This is a genomic window from Citrobacter sp. RHB36-C18 (assembly GCF_013814485.1).
Lineage (GTDB): Bacteria > Pseudomonadota > Gammaproteobacteria > Enterobacterales > Enterobacteriaceae > Citrobacter > Citrobacter braakii.
On sequence record NZ_CP057125.1, the window covers coordinates 3,103,158 to 3,122,190 of the forward strand.

27 protein-coding genes are annotated in these 19,033 nt (G+C 55.5%); 2 read left to right on the forward strand and 25 right to left on the reverse strand.

Translation table 11 applies throughout. The annotated features are described in order from the left end of the window. The first annotated feature begins 52 nt into the window (after positions 1–52). Entirely contained in the window at positions 53–1,738 is a 1,686-nt protein-coding gene (locus HVZ52_RS14895) for an aspartate:alanine antiporter (RefSeq protein WP_016152406.1), read from the forward strand. A 287-nt stretch (positions 1,739–2,025) separates the two neighbouring features. Here HVZ52_RS14895 and HVZ52_RS14900 read toward each other — a convergent pair whose 3' ends face one another. The 9 genes from HVZ52_RS14900 to HVZ52_RS14940 form a co-directional block, all read right to left on the reverse strand. After that, entirely contained in the window at positions 2,026–2,241 is a 216-nt protein-coding gene (locus HVZ52_RS14900; RefSeq protein ID WP_058842448.1) for an ogr/Delta-like zinc finger family protein, read from the reverse strand. Positions 2,242–2,308: 67 nt separating this feature from the next. Then, positions 2,309–3,409, reverse strand: a complete 1,101-nt coding sequence (locus tag HVZ52_RS14905) for a phage late control D family protein (RefSeq protein ID WP_181598393.1) — start codon at positions 3,407–3,409, stop codon at positions 2,309–2,311. After that, complete coding sequence (locus HVZ52_RS14910) at positions 3,406–3,891, reverse strand: phage tail protein (RefSeq protein ID WP_181598394.1); 486 nt, start codon at positions 3,889–3,891, stop codon at positions 3,406–3,408. Before HVZ52_RS14910 ends, HVZ52_RS14905 begins: the two co-directional genes overlap by 4 nt. Further along, positions 3,888–6,953, reverse strand: coding sequence for a phage tail tape measure protein (locus HVZ52_RS14915; protein WP_181598395.1), 3,066 nt, complete (start codon positions 6,951–6,953; stop codon positions 3,888–3,890). The genes HVZ52_RS14910 and HVZ52_RS14915 overlap by 4 nt, the downstream gene beginning before the upstream one ends. After that, a complete protein-coding gene (locus HVZ52_RS14920) occupies positions 6,946–7,065 on the reverse strand; it encodes a GpE family phage tail protein (RefSeq protein ID WP_001397628.1) in 120 nt (39 codons plus the stop codon). The genes HVZ52_RS14915 and HVZ52_RS14920 overlap by 8 nt, the downstream gene beginning before the upstream one ends. A 14-nt stretch (positions 7,066–7,079) precedes the next feature. Further along, positions 7,080–7,382 carry a phage tail assembly protein gene (locus HVZ52_RS14925; RefSeq protein WP_001744189.1) on the reverse strand — a complete coding sequence of 101 codons (303 nt, stop codon included), beginning with the start codon at positions 7,380–7,382 and terminating at the stop codon, positions 7,080–7,082. Positions 7,383–7,436: 54 nt separating this feature from the next. Beyond that, positions 7,437–7,952, reverse strand: coding sequence for a phage major tail tube protein (locus tag HVZ52_RS14930; RefSeq protein WP_016150797.1), 516 nt, complete (start codon positions 7,950–7,952; stop codon positions 7,437–7,439). A gap of 9 nt (positions 7,953–7,961) precedes the next feature. Further along, a complete protein-coding gene (locus HVZ52_RS14935) occupies positions 7,962–9,134 on the reverse strand; it encodes a phage tail sheath protein (protein ID WP_181598396.1) in 1,173 nt (390 codons plus the stop codon). Positions 9,135–9,217: 83 nt separating this feature from the next. Beyond that, positions 9,218–9,775: a recombinase family protein gene (locus HVZ52_RS14940; RefSeq protein WP_053264365.1), complete on the reverse strand. Its 558-nt coding sequence runs from the start codon at positions 9,773–9,775 to the stop codon at positions 9,218–9,220. 138 nt (positions 9,776–9,913) lie between these two features. Between HVZ52_RS14940 and HVZ52_RS14945 the strand changes: the two genes are divergently transcribed. Then, positions 9,914–10,381: a phage tail protein gene (locus HVZ52_RS14945; protein ID WP_249417939.1), complete on the forward strand. Its 468-nt coding sequence runs from the start codon at positions 9,914–9,916 to the stop codon at positions 10,379–10,381. A 37-nt stretch (positions 10,382–10,418) separates the two neighbouring features. Here HVZ52_RS14945 and HVZ52_RS14950 read toward each other — a convergent pair whose 3' ends face one another. From HVZ52_RS14950 to gpM, 16 genes are all read right to left on the reverse strand, one after another. Continuing rightward, the gene (locus tag HVZ52_RS14950; protein ID WP_181598397.1) at positions 10,419–11,024 is read right to left on the reverse strand and encodes a tail fiber assembly protein; all 606 of its coding nucleotides are present in this window, start codon (positions 11,022–11,024) and stop codon (positions 10,419–10,421) included. A gap of 72 nt (positions 11,025–11,096) precedes the next feature. Further along, positions 11,097–12,644 carry a phage tail protein gene (locus tag HVZ52_RS14955; protein ID WP_181598398.1) on the reverse strand — a complete coding sequence of 516 codons (1,548 nt, stop codon included), beginning with the start codon at positions 12,642–12,644 and terminating at the stop codon, positions 11,097–11,099. Next, positions 12,641–13,246, reverse strand: a complete 606-nt coding sequence (locus HVZ52_RS14960) for a phage tail protein I (RefSeq protein WP_181598399.1) — start codon at positions 13,244–13,246, stop codon at positions 12,641–12,643. Before HVZ52_RS14960 ends, HVZ52_RS14955 begins: the two co-directional genes overlap by 4 nt. Next, positions 13,239–14,147, reverse strand: coding sequence for a baseplate assembly protein (locus HVZ52_RS14965; protein WP_181598400.1), 909 nt, complete (start codon positions 14,145–14,147; stop codon positions 13,239–13,241). The genes HVZ52_RS14960 and HVZ52_RS14965 overlap by 8 nt, the downstream gene beginning before the upstream one ends. Further along, entirely contained in the window at positions 14,134–14,493 is a 360-nt protein-coding gene (locus HVZ52_RS14970) for a GPW/gp25 family protein (protein ID WP_181598401.1), read from the reverse strand. The genes HVZ52_RS14965 and HVZ52_RS14970 overlap by 14 nt, the downstream gene beginning before the upstream one ends. Beyond that, entirely contained in the window at positions 14,490–15,068 is a 579-nt protein-coding gene (locus HVZ52_RS14975; protein WP_181598402.1) for a phage baseplate assembly protein V, read from the reverse strand. Before HVZ52_RS14975 ends, HVZ52_RS14970 begins: the two co-directional genes overlap by 4 nt. Positions 15,069–15,136: 68 nt before the next feature. After that, complete coding sequence (locus HVZ52_RS14980) at positions 15,137–15,583, reverse strand: phage virion morphogenesis protein (protein WP_181598403.1); 447 nt, start codon at positions 15,581–15,583, stop codon at positions 15,137–15,139. After that, entirely contained in the window at positions 15,576–16,007 is a 432-nt protein-coding gene (locus tag HVZ52_RS14985) for a phage tail protein (RefSeq protein ID WP_001528539.1), read from the reverse strand. The genes HVZ52_RS14980 and HVZ52_RS14985 overlap by 8 nt, the downstream gene beginning before the upstream one ends. Continuing rightward, a complete protein-coding gene (gene lysC, locus HVZ52_RS22960) occupies positions 15,970–16,218 on the reverse strand; it encodes an Rz1-like lysis system protein LysC (protein WP_223151184.1) in 249 nt (82 codons plus the stop codon). The genes HVZ52_RS14985 and lysC overlap by 38 nt, the downstream gene beginning before the upstream one ends. Further along, positions 16,103–16,531, reverse strand: a complete 429-nt coding sequence (gene lysB / locus HVZ52_RS23065; RefSeq protein ID WP_172725519.1) for an Rz-like lysis system protein LysB — start codon at positions 16,529–16,531, stop codon at positions 16,103–16,105. The genes lysC and lysB overlap by 116 nt, the downstream gene beginning before the upstream one ends. Next, a complete protein-coding gene (locus tag HVZ52_RS14995; protein WP_181598404.1) occupies positions 16,528–16,905 on the reverse strand; it encodes a DNZ54_00345 family protein in 378 nt (125 codons plus the stop codon). Before HVZ52_RS14995 ends, lysB begins: the two co-directional genes overlap by 4 nt. A gap of 4 nt (positions 16,906–16,909) precedes the next feature. Then, positions 16,910–17,419 (reverse strand): lysozyme, encoded by a 510-nt coding sequence (locus HVZ52_RS15000; RefSeq protein WP_019077486.1) that lies wholly within the window; start codon positions 17,417–17,419, stop codon positions 16,910–16,912. After that, complete coding sequence (locus tag HVZ52_RS15005; protein WP_000171565.1) at positions 17,400–17,615, reverse strand: HP1 family phage holin; 216 nt, start codon at positions 17,613–17,615, stop codon at positions 17,400–17,402. The genes HVZ52_RS15000 and HVZ52_RS15005 overlap by 20 nt, the downstream gene beginning before the upstream one ends. A 3-nt stretch (positions 17,616–17,618) precedes the next feature. After that, positions 17,619–17,822, reverse strand: coding sequence for a tail protein X (locus HVZ52_RS15010; RefSeq protein ID WP_001397651.1), 204 nt, complete (start codon positions 17,820–17,822; stop codon positions 17,619–17,621). Further along, on the reverse strand, positions 17,822–18,286 hold the full coding sequence (locus tag HVZ52_RS15015) for a head completion/stabilization protein (RefSeq protein WP_025711939.1): 465 nt from the start codon (positions 18,284–18,286) through the stop codon (positions 17,822–17,824). Before HVZ52_RS15015 ends, HVZ52_RS15010 begins: the two co-directional genes overlap by 1 nt. Before the next feature lie 93 nt (positions 18,287–18,379). Beyond that, on the reverse strand, positions 18,380–19,030 hold the full coding sequence (gene gpM, locus HVZ52_RS15020) for a phage terminase small subunit (protein ID WP_040230488.1): 651 nt from the start codon (positions 19,028–19,030) through the stop codon (positions 18,380–18,382). Positions 19,031–19,033 lie beyond the last annotated feature (3 nt).

Consider the following 19,033-nt stretch of genomic DNA (forward strand, 5'->3'; position numbering starts at 1 on the left):
GTAAATTGCCATTTCTTTCAATAGCTTACTAGTAAACAAGAAGTTAGTCTCCGTGAATATAAACGTCGCAGATTTGTTAAATGGGAATTACATCCTGTTATTATTTGTGGTCCTGGCACTGGGCCTGTGTCTGGGTAAATTACGTCTGGGTTCAGTCCAACTCGGTAATTCCATTGGCGTTTTAGTGGTGTCCCTATTATTAGGTCAACAGCACTTTAGTATTAACACCGATGCATTAAATCTCGGCTTTATGCTGTTTATTTTTTGTGTCGGCGTCGAAGCCGGTCCCAACTTTTTTTCGATTTTTTTTCGCGATGGGAAAAATTATCTAATGCTTGCTCTGGTGATGGTCGGCAGCGCCATGCTGATCGCTCTGGGGCTGGGTAAGCTATTTGGCTGGGACATCGGCCTGACGGCAGGTATGCTGGCCGGCTCGATGACCTCAACGCCGGTGCTGGTCGGCGCGGGTGACACCTTGCGCCATTCCGGAATGTCGGGGACATCGCTTTCAACCGCCCTCGATAACCTGAGCCTCGGTTATGCGCTCACCTATTTGATTGGTTTGGTCAGTCTGATTGTTGGCGCGCGCTACCTGCCGAAACTTCAGCATCAGGATCTGCAAACCAGCGCCCAACAAATCGCACGTGAACGGGGTCTGGACACTGATGCCAACCGTAAGGTTTATCTGCCGGTAATTCGTGCCTATCGCGTTGGCCCGGAACTGGTGGCATGGGCCGATGGCAAAAATCTGCGCGAGCTGGGTATCTATCGCCAGACCGGTTGTTACATTGAACGCATCCGTCGTAACGGCATCCTGGCCAACCCGGATGGCGACGCGGTACTGCAAATGGGCGATGAGATAGCCCTGGTGGGTTATCCGGATGCGCATGCCCGCCTCGATCCCAGTTTCCGTAATGGTAAAGAGGTGTTCGATCGCGATCTGCTCGATATGCGCATCGTCACTGAAGAGATTGTGGTGAAAAACCACAATGCCGTTGGCCGCCGCCTGGCCCAGTTGAAACTGACCGATCACGGCTGTTTTCTCAACCGCGTGATCCGTAGCCAGATTGAAATGCCTATCGATGATAACGTCGTGCTTAATAAAGGCGACGTGCTGCAGGTCAGTGGGGATGCTCGCCGCGTCAAAACCATTGCCGATCGTATCGGCTTCATTTCCATTCACAGTCAGGTGACCGATCTGCTGGCCTTCTGCGCCTTCTTTATCATCGGTCTGATGATCGGGATGATCACCTTCCAGTTCAGTAATTTCAGCTTCGGCATCGGGAACGCGGCTGGACTGCTATTCGCCGGGATAATGTTGGGCTTCCTGCGTGCCAACCATCCAACGTTTGGCTATATCCCACAGGGGGCGCTGAACATGGTCAAAGAGTTTGGCCTGATGGTATTTATGGCAGGCGTCGGTTTAAGCGCGGGCAGCGGCATTGGCAATGGCCTTGGCGCCGTGGGTGGTCAAATGCTGATTGCCGGCCTGGTTGTCAGCCTGGTGCCGGTTGTCATCTGTTTCTTATTCGGTGCTTACGTATTGCGCATGAACCGCGCCCTGCTTTTTGGCGCCATGATGGGCGCGCGTACCTGCGCTCCGGCAATGGAAATCATCAGCGATACGGCACGCAGCAACATCCCCGCATTAGGCTATGCCGGGACCTACGCAATTGCCAACGTACTGCTGACATTAGCGGGGACACTCATCGTTATTGTCTGGCCTGGGCTTGGTTAGCGCTGAAATTTACTCTTAAACGAAAATTTTTTGCAGGTAAGCAGAACTTTTCTTCAAGACGTCAGTCATAACTATTGCCACTGCTTTTCTTTGATGTCCCCAATTTGTGGAGCCCATCAACCCCGCCGTTTTGGTTCAAGGTTGATGGGTTTTTTGTTGCCTGAAATTCATCCCCATTCCAATCAACCACTTAGATAACTTCTTTTTCATGTGTGGCGACAAAATGGCGACAGCGCTTTTGTTATGGCGGCACCAGACGTACAAAACCCGCCAGCGGCGGGTCAGTATTAGTAAGCAAATTGTTCCTGCATACCCTTTGGATGAGGCGGTGCTGCGCTGATTTTTTGCGGACGGCATACTGAGCGCACAAAAGTCTCATGCGTCACGAAAGTATGCCCGCATTCGATGTTAGTGCACTGGTTGTAGCGTTCTTTGGTCTCATTGGAAACCTGGAAGCTGCTTCGGGTATGTGCAGCCTGCCCGCACATAGGACAATTCATCATAATAATCAGCCCTCATTATTAACCAGTTCGCAATAATGATACATCATTGTTCGCAATTTGGAACTAATCATTCCATTGCGAACTCATCTATTTTCACTTCAAGCTCCATGCTGGTCGTAAATCCATTATCCGGGCTGACAGAATGCGTCAGGGTGGTAATGGTCCATTCGACATCATCGATCGGCTGCTTAAACCCCGTCACCTTCACCGGCATTTCCGTATAGAGATCAGCCCGTCCCTCAGCCAGCTGCAGGGAAAATGAAGCAACCCCACGCTGCAGACGTTCCCACTGCATTTTTGCTGCGCGCTCTGCATTGCTCCGGTTGGCGTAGGTACGATTAAGAACCAGCACGTTTTCATCCGTTCCCACCAGATAATCTCCCTGTTTTGCTTCCGGCTCTTTGGGTGTGGTGGTTTTCTTTCGCCGACGCTTAACACTGGTTGTCTCTTTTTTCCCGGGCTCACGCGTATGCAACCAGCTGGCAATAACACCGGTATAGGCACCACGATCAGCAAGGGTGAACCGATGACCGTCACCGGCTTTGCGCGTGATGGTGATAACCGGCAGCGGCTTGCCGCTTGCCGTTCTTCCCTGTCCCTGCCGGATAAACAGCAGGTTCCCGTCCTTAACAGAAGCAATCGCCCCATACTGTCTCGCCAGTTTCATCAGAAAACTTGCATCGCTTTCATTGGTCTGGTCCAGATGATCCAGCGCCTTATCCGTCAGGTCTTTACCCAGCGCCACTTTGAGGTTATGCCGGGCGGCGATTTCCTTTACCACCTCCCCCACCGTTGTCTGATGCCATGATTTTTCGCGCCGTGTATTGAGGGTTTCACGGAAATCTGCGCTACGCGCCCGGATGCTCAGTCGGTCAGGGGCACCGCTGTGTTCAATTTCATCCACGGTAAAAGCCCCTTTAGGGAAAAGCGGCTGGCCTTTCCAGCCCAGCGCCAACTGAATCACTGCCCCACGTCGCGGCAGAGCAATCAGACCGTCGGCGTCGTCCAGCTCCAGATCAAGCTGGTCCGCTTCAAAGCCCCGGTTATCCGTCAGCGTCAGACTCATCAGGCGCGTATCCAGCACGGTCGTCACGTCCTTACCTTCAATGACGATACTGAATGCCGGGCTTTTGCTGTTCAGATTCAGGAGATCAGAATTAACGTTCACTGTAGCAATCCTCCAGCCGTGTTTTTAATCCCCCCAATCGCAGAAGCTGCAGAGTCCTGCAGGTTGCTGAGCTGGTCACTCAGGCTCCCGAACATGTCAGACAGCGATTCATCAACCCGTTTGAGGGTGATCGTAAACTCAATGCGCCGGGGCATTCCGCCTGCAAAAAACTCCGTCTTTGTCTGGCTCAGACTCTCAATAACAAACATGCCGTAAATGGTTCCGCTGCCTTCAATCAAAGGCCAGGCTTTGCCCTGCTCTGCCATCAACTCCAGCGCCAGCAATGACAGCCTGCCTCCGGTCACTTCCGGCAGCAGAACCCCGGACAGTGTCAGTGAATCATTATCCGGACCAAGAAACTGCGTTGACGGGCGGCGATTCACCCGGCTGTTGGCTGCATGTCGCCAGCTGCGCTGATACTGCAGCTCCTGATAAGGGACAGTGCGCAACATAAATACATATAAACCCAGCACCATCATCATGATTCATACCCCCCCTGATCGCTGAAATTGCTGCGCGCTTTTGCCCTGGCCCTGCGTTCCCGCTCGTCAAGCTGGCGTGCCACTTCACGGGCAATATCCTGCGCACTCTGTCCCGGCTGCGCGACGATATGAATGGGCGCATTTATCTCATAACGAATAACTGACGGCGGGCTGTCAGCCTTCACTGGCTGAGTCTGGTATGCCCTCGCAGGCAGACTGAACGGATGAAGCGGAGCCGCTTCTGCAGGTGCCGCAGCTACCCCCATCACGCCAGCAACGACAGAGGCAAGTGCAGCAGTACGCCGTCTGCTGGTGACATTTGCCGGTCCGTTCACAATTTCAGGGCCATTTTCTCCAACAATGCCAAACTGCCCGCGTGGAATGATCCCGCCCGTGTCGTACATCCCTGCGTAAGCCGGAAACCCGCCTGGCGGCAGCACCACTTTGCCGTCACTGTTCACCGTGGCGGATTGCTGCTGCGTGACCTGCGCAGGCAGTTTCGCCTTTGCCGCCTCCTTACTGACAATACCGAGCTTTTCCAGTAGCCATGACACACCGGATTTAAGAGACTCCAGCGGGTGCATCACCCTATTCAGACCTTCCGCCAGCGCCTCACCAAACCGGCGCCCCATTGCAGCTGCGCTGTTCAGTTCTTCGGAAGTGGATTTAACCGACGTAAGTAAATCACTGAACCAGCCCCACAAGGCCTGCACCCTGTCACCAATCCACTGAAACACGGGTCTGAGCGGCTCAAAGGCGGCGCTGATGGGTGCAGCAGCGGCTTTGAATCCTTCCACCACGCCCCCCAGAAATGCACTGATGGGCTGCCAGTATTTCCACACAACCAGCGCCACACCAGCCAGCGCAGCCACAACCAGCCCTATCGGACTGAGCAGCGCACCCAGCATGCCGGAAATACCAGACAGCGCGCCGCGAAGTAATGCCAGCGGACCAGAAACAAGAAAACGCAATACGCCACCGGTAGCTGTCAGCCCACTCCGCAACGCCGCCAGCGGGTTCATCACCATACCGATAATATTACGGATGCCTGACATACCGGCACGGAACACGGCAAGCGGCGCACCTGCCACCGTTTTCAGTGCATTACCCGCTATTCCGGCTGAGCGACGCAGGGAATTAAGCGGGGCACTCAGCAACCCGACACTGCCACCGGATGACGCCATACCACGACGCAACAGGAAAAGTGGCGCACCTGCCAGCCATGACAGGGCACCGCCAGTACGTGTTACCGCTGCAGCAACGGAAGGTAATGTTTTTACGCCCAGCACAGACAGGCCAAACCGAATCACCGCAATCGGCCCCAGCACAGCAGCCACTGCCACGGCAAGTGTACCCAGCCCGACAGTGACAGCCGCCGTAGCCGCCGCCACTTTCATCAGCGTGCCAGCCAGCACGGGATTCTGCTCCACCCAGCGACGCAGCGCCCCGGTCACGCCCTTAACCATGCCCATAATATCCATCAGCGGCTGGCGCAACGTTTCCCCCAGACTGCTGAAAGCGTTCTGCGCCCCCGTCTTAACCAGCAACCACTGCGCAGACAATGAATCCTTGTTAATGTCGGATTCTTTCTGCATGGAGCCATTAGCACCACTGCCTGATGTGAGTTTCAGCTGACGCTGCAGCTCCGGCAGGTTGTTAGCCAGCTTTGCCGCATCATCGCCAAACTCTTTACCAAAAATCATTGTCATGGCTGACAGGCGTTTATCCTGCGGCAGATTGTTGACCTTCTCCAGAACCCGCTGAATGGTGCCCATGGCATCGGTGGTCATCTGCTTTTCAATCTCCGCAGGATTGAGTTTCAGCAGGTTCATACCTTCAAAGAAGCGCTTACTTTGCATAGTGGCAATGGACAGTTCACGCACCATGGCATTAGAGGCGCTGGCGGCAATTTCCGGGGCAGCCCCAAGAGAAAGGAATGTTGAACCCAGCGCAGCAGCCTTTCGGAAGTCAAGGCGGTCAGCCACGCCCCCCATACGCTGCAGGACGTTGATAATGTCCCCACCCTTTGACATGGCGTTATCGTCCAGGTAGTTCAGCGCATCGCCCAGTTGTTCAATATTGCGCGTCGGAACTTTATAGAGCTGCGCGATTTTCCCCAGCCCTTCCGCCAGCTCATCGGCGGGCAGCTCAAAGGCCGTTGCAGCTTTTGCCGCCGTGGAAGCAAAGGCCAGCAGGTCACGTTTCTGGTCCTCAAAGGGATCGTCCTGGCTGGTCACGCCCATGCGCGCGCCGCCTTCAACCAGCGCGGCATAGTCTATAGCGCCATTCTCCATCGGCAGCAGCTCACTGGCAGCCTTAATGGCATCCTGCATGTCATAAAACTGTTTTGTACGGTTGCCGTTATCGTCCCGCAGCCCGTTTACCTGCTTTGCCACGCCTTTCATGGCATCTTCCATGCTGGCGTAGCTTTTCACTGCAGCCATAACCGGCGCACCCATTGCCAGCCCGGCAGCTGTGGTGGTGGCTCCGGCTCCGGCTATGCGATCCCGAACCTCAAGACGGCGCGAATACTGATCACGAACCGCATTCATTCTCGCCTGCTGTTCACCCAGGCGTTTCAGGGATTTTTGCTGTCGCTCCAGTGCCAGTCGGGTTTCATCGGCGTTCTGCCGTAGCTCACGCTGTGCGCTGCTCAGTTTCTTTGTATCAAGCCCTGCCTCATTCAGCGCAAGGCGCTGACGCTGCACTGACTGACGCAGCCCGTTATATTTTCCCTGTAAATCGGTGACACGATTTTTAGCCTGCTCAAGCAGCCTGGCCTGTGCTGCCGTCGGGCGGTTGGTCGCAGTAAACTGCGTGGCGAGCTTTGCCGCTTCTTCGCGGGCGGCTTTAAGGCTGTTACCTGTGACTGCCAGCTGCGCGCTGGCCTTACGGAAGCCATCAATTCTGCCCACCTGAGAATCTAACTCTTTCAGCCGGGCGCGGCTTTGCTGAATAGCGGCAGCCAGCTCTTTTGAGCTGGCCTGCGCGGATCGAAATGGGCGGGTGAGCTTGTCAACCGCATTCAGAATCACCTGCAGACGCAGGTTATTGTCACTCATCGCTGGCCCCGCTTCTCTGAATCGCTTTGTGCCGCCACTCCAGCACCTCTGTCAGCGGCATAACGTCAGTGATGGACGGCGACCAGTGAAAGATGGTGGCGATATCCGCCACCAGGTCATCAATCGTCAGGCTGTCGGTAAACCGGCAAGCACCGACTTCTTCAACAAAAAAGTCACCACCTCGACCGACAGCGCGGTGAGATCGGCGGGGTCCAGTTCAGCCATTTCCTGTGCGGTCAGCGTCGGGGTGGAAATACGCGGGATCACTGTCATCATGGCCCCCACGTCCATATCCATAATGGCCTGCAGGCGGGTGCCGCGCAGCGCACCGGACTGCGGCTTACGCAGCACAATTTCGGTGATTTGGGTTTTACCGCGCATGATTGGCGTATCCAGTTGTACGGTTTTTTCAGTCAGCTTGTCGCTCATGTTCGTTTCCTGTTAATCAGATACTGGCGCGGATCATCGCGCCGTTAAGTTAAATCAGAGGCCAAGGGCGTTACGGTGTGCTTCCATCAGGTCCACGCCGTCAACGATTTCAATCATGTTGACCAGATCAACCTCATAGAGCACTTCGCCGTTAATGGTCAGCTTCGCGTAGCTGTTGGTGCTGCTGACTTTGGTGGTGCTGCTCTCGCCGGTTTTCCACTCGCCGGAATCCACTTCTTTATGACGCCCGCGCACAACCAGCTCAATGGCCTGAACTTCGCCGGTATCGTCACGCTGAATAGAGCCGGTGAAACGCAACTGGATGCCATCAACGGTTGCCTTGCCCATCTGCTTGAATAACAACAGTTCGGTGCCGCCGATTGAAAATTCCGTGTCCAGTGCGCCGTCATCCAGCCCCATATCCACATCCACCGCGCCCGGCATACCGCCGCCGCGATACTTCTCAAACTTGCGGGTGAATTTCGGCAGAGTCAGGGACTCAACGATCCCCTGCCAGTTGTTCCCGTCGTTGAACAGGTTCAGGTGTTTTAACTTGCGTGGTAATGCCATGTATCCCCCTTATGCACTGACACGGCTGGCAAAATCGACCAGGTAGCGATCGGTGATGCGCTGGCGCAGCATCAGATTTTCAAGCGGCGGCACAGGCGTGTAGTCGTAGTCGATGGTGAGCTTCCCGGCTTTCAGAGAGTCTTTATCGTTCACTGACTCATCCAGCCAGCAGTCAGCCCCGATGAGGTATCCCTGATTTACCAGGCTGCGTAATTTGGCGCGAATACCTTCGATAATGTCGCGGGCCAGTGACGGATTCAGTGGCTTATCCACCGCCCACATATGCCCCTCTGCAATCGTGTCAGCCAGCACCTGCGCCGTGCGGGTGTAGTTCTCAAACGCAAACAATGGATCGTCACTGAGGCAGCGGGAACCCCAGAAGCGGAAGCCGTCTTTGCAGATCAACGTGGTGACGTCATTCTGGTTCAGCAGTCCCGCGTCCGTTGCCGGGTCCTGCAGATCCCAGAATACATCAGCGGAAATACCGGTGACGCCATTCACACCCACGTTGGACAGGGTTTTGTGCCATCCGGTCTGTTCGTCGATTTTGGCACGCAGACCGAGCGCACGTGCGGAAGCGTAAGCCGTTGCATCGGCTTTCAGAACGGTGTCAAAGTTGATGAAATCAGGCCAGATCAGCATCCCCTCTCGCTGGCTGAAATTGTCCCGGTATGCAATGGCTTCCTCCACCGTCTTACAACCATAGGCGGACAAGTAGGCAAACCCGCGCAGGCTCTGCGCTACGCTCAGCAGCTCAGTGGCAACGGCCTGCGTGTCGTGCCCAGGCACACCGAGAATGCGCGGCTTAACTTTCAGTTGCGACTGCGCAGAAAGCAGCGCTTTCATGCCCGTTTTTTTACCGTCGGACGTGACACCACCGATAATATTGGAGGTGGTTTCCGCTTCGGTTTCGCCCTGCGCCACGCGCACAACAACCGTCACGGGTTTTGACTGGTCGGCAATCGCATCCAGCGAACGGGCCAGCGTGCCGGACTCGCCTGCTTTACCGCTGGCCTCCAGCACATCAGTCAGCAGAACCGGCTTATTGAGAGGGAATACGGACGCATCAGCATCATCGCCGGTGCAGACCATGCCCACGATAGCGGTGCTCACCGTGGTGATAGATCGGGTGCCCTCGTTGACTTCAACAACGCGCACCCCGTGGTGGTAATCCTGAGCCATAGCGGCGAACCTCCTGATTGGAATAGGCTTCGCCCTATGTTGTATTGATTACGTCACGCAGACAGCTGCGCGGCGTTGTCCTGTTAATCACACAATGTCGCAGGATATTTGCGGTATAACGTCGAGATCCCCACATCAAAAATTAAAGCAACCCGCTGCCGTGTTTCACCTGCAGCAAGTAACCTGCCAGCCTGTGCCCATTGCTCTGGCGTCAGTTTTGGTCTTCGCCCTCCAATCCTGCCTTTAGCTCTTGCAGCTTCCAGTCCCGCACGGGTTCGTTCCACTATCAACTCGCGTTCCATCTCCGCCAGTGCCCCCATAACGTGAAAGAAAAACCGCCCCATTGGCGTACTGGTGTCTATGCTGTCAGTCAGACTACGGAAATTAACTCCGCGCTGCCGGAGTTCTTCTATCAGGGTAACAAGGTGTCGCATGCTTCTTCCCAGCCTGTCGAGCTTCCATACAACCAGCGTGTCTCCCTCCGATAACGTCCTGAGCAACCTTTTTAGCCCTGGCCTGTCTGCTGTTTTTCCGCTCATTTTGTCTTCGAAAATTAGCTCACATCCTGAGCGTTCCAGTGCATCACGTTGCAAAGCAGTGTTCTGGTCATTTGTTGACACCCTCACATAGCCTATTTGCATGAAAAATAACCTCTTAAAAGGTAAACAGCATGCCATGATTTTCAGATGCTGGAATCATTTGCTACGTAACTGATTCAATACTGGCTTTGGCTAAATGTTGGTTTGGGAGAAGGCTCTGCGTTGCCGGTGGGGGTTCCGGTGCCGTGGCCTCTCCCGAACCCACCAGAAGGCTGGCTGAAATATAACGGCGCACCCTTCGATAAAAACAGATTTCCGAGATTAGGTGCTATTTATCCTGGTGGCGTACTGCCGGATTTACGCGGCGAGTTTATTCGCGGCTGGGATGATGGGCGGGGGGTTAATGCTGGCAGGGCATTGCTATCAACTGAAGCTGATATGAACCAGTCTCACAGGCATTTGTTTGAATCAAGTATGGATGGCGGAACGACATGGGGGAATGCAAATCCGTACATTGATTTTAACTCAGGAAATTCAGTGTCACATACCCCAAATAATATATTTGTACAGGTATTGAGAGCGCAAATTAGTGGGGCTGGTTCAGGCTGGGAAGGAATTAACAATACCGGCGTTCGAAATCAGACCAGTGGTGGGAACGAATCTCGCCCACGTAATGTGGCTTTCAACTACATTGTTCGTGCAGCTTAAATGAAAAGCCGTCTGAATGACGGCTTAATCATCTTTATCAAATTGAGGGCGGTTCAGGTAGTTTCGCAGTTTGGAAATCTGATGGGTTGATGGCATTCAGAGCATCAATATAATCAAGCCACAGGTTAAACTTGCTTGTTTCTGCTTCGCTCATTCTGTTGAGTTGTAGCTTTGAAGGCCAGTTATTTTTGTTAATGACAGCATTGGCCTCATCAATCAGCGTCTGAATTTTCATTTCAAATGCTTGAACGTCAGCAGCTCTTTTGGCATCGATATCCGTTATCCACTCAGTACCATTCCAGACATCAAATTCAGTTTCTGGCGCAATTGTGGTGGTATTTTCAGGAAGCTCTCCTAAAAACCGAACAGTGATTTTTTCCCCTGTATCAGTTTTATAAATTTCTGCATCACGGTGATCTTCAACATACTCCCAGCCGTTCAGAGCTTCATTACGACAAATAGCAAAGCCAGCTTTGAATTTGCCGGGTTTATCAGTACACGAATGGGCAGGCACGCCCACGCCTTCTGCAAGATATTCAACGGTTGATGACAGGTACTCACGGGTGATGGCATCATAGTTATAAACGGTGATTTCACCTGCCGATGATGCGATCCCATATGTATTCAAAATTGCTTTACTCATTCTTTCATCCTTCGTGCTGGGGCAGGATTCTACTATACTGGCCGTTCTCGGTTATTCTTGATATTGATGTTGTTACATAGCCCGCACAATGTAATTAAACGACAGGTTACGTGGGCGATTTTCTGATGAAGTTGGCACAACACGAGAAGCTGCAAAATCCCAATAAAACCAGTTTGTTGAAATAGTCCCAGATGCTGCGCCGGGGGAATAAACACGAGGACCTTCGCTATTAATTCTAATAGCTCCTGTACCATCTGTTGTTTTCATTTCGCCATTAGCAAGCCAGCCATTATAATTTTTGACTGCTGTACCTCCTGTAATATCCCTGATTGCATCACCTTGAGCTGACAACAATGATCGACTGTTGTCGATCCCCCTTCCATCATCCCAGCCACGAATAAATTCACCGCGTAAGTCGGGTAATATGCCAGCCGGATATACCGCGCTTAATTTCGGATACATATTCTTATCGAAGTGCGCGCCGTTATATTTCAACCATCCCTGCGGCGGGTTCGGGAGAGGCCACGGCACCGGAACCCCCACCGGCAACGCAGAGCCTTCTCCCAAACCAAGGTATTGTAGAAGGGCTGAAACACTTTTCCCGCTGAGGTTAGTCAAAGTGGCATCGAGGGGCTGTTTCCCCGCCAGCGCGTTCATCACTGTTGTCGCAAAGTTAGGATCATTCCCCAGCGCAGCTGCCAGTTCATTCAATGTGTCCAGCGCCTCCGGCGACGAACCAACCAGTCCGGCAATAGCTGCCTTCACAAATGCTGTAGTGGCAATCTGCGTATTGTTCACAGTCTGCGCCGCAGTCGGAGCCGTTGGCGTTCCGGTCAGGGCCGGGCTTGCCAGCGGTGCTTTCAGTGCCAGCGCATTGTTAATGGTGGTACTGAAATTCGGGTCATTATTGATAGCTGCTGCAATTTCTTTCAGCGTATCCAGCGTTGCCGGTGCGCCACCAATCACGGCAAGAATAGCGGCCTGTACAAAGGCGGTGCTGGCAATCAGGGTGCTGTTGTTTCCTGCCGGTGGCGTTGGCGTTTTAGGCATGCCTGTCAGAGTCGGACTGTCTTTTGGTGCATACTGCGAATGAGGATCAACAGCTGCAAGATGCTTTGCCATCAGGTCATCCACATACACCTTAAGTTCCAGCACCTTATCATCCACATATTTGCGGGTTGCCAGAACCACAGCGGGGTCAATTTTCAGGGTGATGTTATCGGTGCTGCTGGTAATCAGTACCATGCGCACGGTCTGCGTGCGTCCGCTGCCCTCCGCCAGCTTCGGCTTGTAGCTCTCCGGGCAGTTTCCCACAGCAATTAGCGCACCTGTTTCATCAAACAGGCCGACTTCACGAATCCACCACCCGCCCTCATTTTCCGGGATCACCTGCTCAGCAATAATCTGGCTGCTGTTCTGAGGGTCGATATACAGCATATTCAGCGCTGCGCGGCGTTCCTCAGCCACTAACGCGGTCTGTTGCGCGTTGGGTGTGGGCAGCACACCGCCACCGCTGCCCACCGCCATATGGGTAATTTTTAGTGGGACACCGAGCGCGGCGGCGCTTGCCAGTTTCGCCGCGCCGATATCCGTCAGCAGGGTATAAAATTTTGCGCTCATGGGTTCACTCTCATCGTGTCAATAACATGGACCGCGCCGCCCTCATAAGCGGTGCCGCCGGAAATAATGGTTTCGTTGATATACGGGTAGATCGTGATTTCTTCGCCGGTATAAGTGGCTGCACCCACAAAATACGGGCCGCCTGTCTGCAGGTTGATGGACATGCCAACCAGATGACGGCTGCACGGTTTGGCATCACCGATCAGACGCTCCAGTTCCAGATAGGTTTCTTCTGTTATGCCCTGGTCCTGCACGCCAATATCCAGACGGAACGTCCCCGGTGTTTCGCCAGTCTGCCACCACTCAATGATGCGGATCAGGAAACCGAACGGCTCCACCACGCGCCGCACGGCGCTGGTTGTCCCCTTGTGCTGATGGATATAAAACGCGTCCTGCACAACACGGCGCTTGACGCTTTCTGTCCAGCCCTCATCCCAGCGGTCAACAGAAAACGCCCAGGCCAGATAAGGCAGGAATCTGACCGGGCAGGTTTCCGGGTTCCACAAATCACGCAGCGATACCTGCAGATCGGAAATCCCGCTGCAGGTCTGCGCCAGTCGGCGCTCAAGCGGCGACGAACCCGGCGGCAACAGGCTATTCATCCGTGCCCCCGTTGGTGACGCTCCATTCAGTACAGGATGCCGCCTGCGTCTTATCCAGCACCACATCACCCAGCGGGGACGTCAGCTCCACACGCTGGACGCCCTCCACATGCAACGCGGCATAAATGGCGCTGCGGCGGATATCACGTCCCAGCCGCGTCTGACTGGCGATGTATTTTTGCAGACTGGCTTTTGCTTCTGCCATCACCGGCTCAGCCTCCGGCCCCGGATAAAGGAAGATCGTTGCGTCCACGCTGTACGGAATAATTTCAGCGCTGCGCACCGTCAGGCGGTCTGCCACAGGGCGAACCTTTTCACTGTTAAGCGCCTTCTCAACCACTGCCAGCAGGTCAGCCCCTGCCGTACCGTCACCCTCGCGGCTCAGTACGGTAAGCACCACCTCTGCCGGTGCAGGACTGGTTGCGCTGGCATCCGCCACGCGCCCGTCGGCACTTCTGGCGTGGAACTCATAGGCTCCCGTCGGCCCTGCAACGGACAGCCCCTCAAATGCTGCAGGAATGCGCTGGCGTAATGCTTCATCACTTTCCATCACTGCAGCGACCGGCGGCACCGCGTCATTATCGGCAGGGACTACCGTCAGGCGCTTCACATTGCAGTTACCTGCCAGTTGCTCAAGGTCATTTCCCATGGAATAGGCCACCATGACCGCCTGCGCAGCCTCATTAATACGCTGGCGCAGCAGGATTTCGCGGTAAGTATTCTCCTGCAGCAGTTTGGTGACAGGTTCTGACTCCAGCGCTAACGTGCGCATAACGGCCTCCTGTTCATCAGCCGGATGGAGGGCCACAAAGGCGGCCTTGCGTTCTGCCAGCAATGCTTCAAAGTCCGGCACGTCCACAATCTGCGGCGGCGGTAGTTGGGAAAGATCAATGACTGCCATTGTCTGCTCCTGTTGAAACGGAAAGGGAAACTGGCGCGCCGTTATTGCTGTGTCCGGTAAGCTCAACCACCATAGAGCCGTCAATATTTCCGCTGATGGTGATGGAGTCCAGCGTAAGGCGCGGCTCCCAACGGTTCAGCGCCACATAGACCGCAGACATAATCTGCAGGTGCAGCGCCGGGTTCTGTGGCTGGTCAATCAGGGCAGACAGCAGGGAGCCATATTCCCGGCGAGCAAGACGGCTGCCCTTCGGCGTCAGCAGAATATCCCGCACCGACTGGCGCAGATGGTCTGTATCTGCAATAGCCTGCCCGTCATTCCTGCTCATACCGATATACAACGTCATACCGGACCTCCCGTGTTAGCGCCGCCTTTCAGAACACCAGTATGCTCATGGTCATCAACTACGATCCCGTTAGAACTCATTGCGCCACCGCCCTGAGTGACGCCACCATTGATCACCACCTCGCTGTTAATGCGCGTGGTGTCAGCCTCCACCACAAACTCAGCGGTTTTGTAGGTGACACTGTCTGATGCCTCGATCACCATGGATTTGATGCCCCTGACATGCCACCGTCCGGTGGCGGGTTCATACTCAAACCATCCCCCGTCCGGGTACTCCGTCACGCAGCCGTCCACGGAATCCGACGGTGGCGGAAACTGATTGGAGTAGATAGCGGGCAGCACAAAAGCGGTTTCCAGATTGCCGCCCATGCTCAGCACCACCACCTGCTCATCCGGCGACGGACACCACCATGTACGGGCACCACCGGCGCGCAGCGTCAGCCAGTTAATCCAGTTAGTTTCAAGTTCGCCCACTTTCACCCGACACAGCCACTTTTTCCGGTCCACTTCGGTCACAGTGCCGGTGCGGATCAGATTGGTGATAAGGCGCATAATTTCGGTCAGTTGTGCATTCATAACGAAAGGTTGCCATCAGTGGGAAAAGGTAGGCAGTTCTGGTGCTTGTACCAGCGATGAAACAAATATCACCCCGCCAGCCAGCGCAACAGAGTGTCACGGGTAACGGTTTCCACCTCATCATTCACGCCCAGCAGGCGGCGCTCTGCGTAGCGGACCTCCGGGCCTTTGCGGCTGACGCGATCACGCAGACCGTAATGATGAACACGGGCAATGCGCTGCACCTTGCCATCAAACTGCACGCTGGCGGAGTCCGCACTGGCAGCGGCTTTCAGGTATTTTGTGGTGCGAAGCTTTGCAAACATCTGGCGTTTGATACGTCCCTTCTTGCTGCGGGCTGTCACCCGGCGCGGCTCATAGCCGCTGCCGTCAGGATTACGCTGCAGCCTGATATTCTGCTGCTGCGTCCGGCGCAGCTGTTGCGCCAGTTGCCGCATCATACGGCTGCGTGCAGCAGGCTCCAGATTTGCCAGCAATGCCGTCAGCCAGTCATCCACCCTCTGCAGTTCATCCACGTTTCACCGTCCACATTTCTTCGGGTTCGTCCGGCTCCGGCACCGCTTCAACGCTTGACACGCTGCCGTTAGTGCTGACCAGCACGCGCTCCGTCAGTTGCAGGTTCAGGCTGATATCGCACACATCGTTGCGCAGAATATCCACTTCAAAGGTGAACAGTTTTTCGCGCAGCTCCGGGTTATTGATAGCATCCGGCTGGTTGTCACTTAGCCACAGCAGCACAGGAGCCATCAGCAGATTCTGGTCGCCGCTGAAATCCTCGATCACCACGTTCAGGGTGTAGCGGTATTCCCATGACATGGAGCTGGCACCGGTTGCCACCAGTGAGCCGTTATCAACGAAAAGGTGCAGCTTGTCCGGGTTGTCGCGGACATAAGCAACCGCTTTATTCAGGGCGCTGCGTAAGGACTGCGGTTTGTTCACTGTCTCGCTCCTGACACGCAATAATCGTGTCCACTTTGTCAGCACAGACCGCCCAGGCGGCCTCGGTTTCATCCAGCACCGCGTTCAGATCGCCGTTACTGCGCGGCGCTGACCTTTCCAGACGGCACTGCGTCACTCTGGGACAGCCACTCACGGTAAGCTGCACCTCCGGCGAGGGCCGGACGCTCCCGCAGCCGGATAATGTCAGCAGGCAAAGGAGTATCAGCCCAGCGGCGCAAATCCTCATTTTCACGTTTCAGTTCCTCGATCCGGTGCTGGCGGCTGCGCAGAAGTGCGGTGGTCTGTTCCGCTGCCGCATAAAGCCGCGCCTGCTCTCGGCTGTTGGTTTCGGTCAGAATGGACAGGCCGATCAGCTGGCTGTTTTTCTTCGTCAGCTCCTGCGTTTTGCTTTTCAGCGCCGCGCCCTGCGTTTCGATGGTGTGGCTGGCATTGTTAAGCCGCCATGACTGCCAGCCCAGCGCCGCAAGTACCAGCGCCAGCACTACCGCCAGCGCACGCATCAGGCCGCCATCGGCTCATGAAGCTGCGCGCGGGCAATCTGATACAAAACCAACGTCAGCAGGTAAAACACCAGGGTGATCACCCATCCAGAAAACGCCAGGCACAGAACAATAAGCAGCCTGATTACCCATGTACGCACGGGTTTTACGGGGTGCGCCCTGAATTTCAGCAATGCCGCCCTGACCTCATCGCGCGCCCGATCTCCGGCGAACCACCCGACCGCGCACAGCGCAGCAAGCAGCCAGGCGAGGAAGCATGACACCCAGACAGACGCACCAACCAGAACCGGCGCACCGCTGCGCGGATACAGCAGGCTGATAACCAACAGCGCAGCCCATACCAGTTGGAAAAAAACGCTCATGACTTTCTTTTTCATTCCGTTATGCTCCTTTTAAGCACCAGGCCATTTCCCGCGCGCGGCGGTTGTCCAGCCCCTGATTAAACACACCTTTGACATATACCCAGCGCGGCAGTTGATGGCAGGCATCCGCCCAGCGCCGCTGGTTCAGCAACTTAACCAGCGTGGAGCTGCAGGCGTTGCCGGTTCCCACGTTGAAAGCAAACGACACCACCGCGTCATAGACCTTTTGCGGCACCGGCTGCACCACACATTTTTCCAGCGCCCGCTCCACGCGCAGCACGTTGGTGATAAGTCCCTGCGCCGCCTGCCGCTCCGTAATGGTTTTCCCCGGCACCACACCGGAAGTATTGCCGATCCCGTCAGTCCACACGCCCGCACTGCACTGATAAGGCTGCAGGCGGCATCCCTCGTAATCGGCAATCAGTTTCAGCCCCTCGACGGAGGTATGAAGCGACTGGAAACCGGGCAGCGTGGCGGCGATAGCCAGCACCGCCCCGACAAGGCAGCGCTTAACGATTGAAGGATTCATATTCCCCCCGCGAAATTTTGCCGCCACGTAACAATTTGAAAGACTGGTGTTTGTAGTACCAGTTGATAGCCAGCATCAGCACACCAATCAGTACGCCGCCAACCGTTGACGCATCTTTGAGCGACAGATCGCCCAGCCATGCCAGCAGCACGGCGATGCAGTAAGTGATAAAGGCGCTGATTCGTTCAAGCGTCATAATTCAGTCCCATAGCTGGACGGTCTGCGCTGTGGTTGACGCCGTAATGTCCGGCAGCTCCACCTGCAGCCCGTGCGGTAAAAATGGGCCGTACTCAGCCAGCCCCGGATTCGCCTTCAGAACCTGCTCAGTGACACCCTGCGTGCGCCCGTAATGACGCCAGCAAAGCGCGTCCACCGTGTCATACTGATGCGCACGCACTTTCATCAGATAAGCTCCACCGTACAGTGCGGTGCATCCTGCACCCGGCTGATAGCCCAGCGGGCATCACGCCACAGATCGCCGCTGGCCTCCGCCAGCTCCTCCCCTCGCTTCACGCCTGACGCCGTGGCGTCATAGTCCTGATAACGCTCATTGAGCACAGCGCGCGCCCAGCAAAAAACGGCGTTGTGGTAGTGCTGAATACGCTCGCTTTTGCCGTCCAGCATTTCTGCAGGAACCTCAGCAAGTGTCCGCCAGCCCAGCATCTGCTGGCGGTTGCGGAAGTCGTACAGCTCAGCGTTAACCTCAGAAATAGCCGTCAGCACAACCTGCTTTAAACGCGGCTGCGTCACCGTGCCGTCAGTTCGCATCACACTGCGAAATTCCGACAGGTCCACATCAGGCCAGAACGGCGTATTTTTGATGACCTCCGCCTGTTCCGGTGCCTGTTCGGGCGCAACAAACTTCATGCGGCTTTCTCCTGAATAAGTGGGCGGTGGACGGAATTTTGATGTGGCAGTGCCTTTCGCCATCCCGTGCCGCCCGTGCGCGGGGCACGTTCGTTAGCGACTGTCATTGCGCAGTCTGCGCTCCAGCTGCTGCTTTTCTTTTTTCACACCGCAGCGGGGATCAAGCTGCAGCGCATGGGTAAGGTGATTCAGGGCAGACGCCGGATTGCTTTCGCTCAGTACAGCGCCGATGGCTTTATGCAGGCGCGCCCGCGACTGGTCCGGCATATCCAGATCGGTTGTCAGGTCCAGCGTCTGCAGAAGCAGATCGGCATCAAAACCGGCAGCAGCAAGCAGAGCGCTTTGCGCCGCGTCTGCCATTTCTTCTGCCAGCACGGTCTGCACGTTACGGTTGCCCAGCGGCATCACCCAGCCATGGCGCAGCGCATGACGCCCGATTTCCAGCGCACCGGCATAATCACCGGCGTCGATGCGCCACAACATCACGTACATCAGCACGTCATCCTGCTGCGCGCCTCCGGCAGCCAGCACGCCCTCTGCCCAGGCAGAATATTTCGGCAGCAGCTCCACCTTGATTTCCGCCTTTTTCACCGTGGACTGGATGCCTTTAAGCCTGCGGCGATCTTCTGCCAGTTGCAGCAGCATCAGGTCATAACCCGACGCATGGCGAACACTGCCGCCCTCACGGGCGGCCTGTTCGGCCTGAATGCGCAGGCGGTGCTGCCGTGCGGGACTCAGGCTCATGCG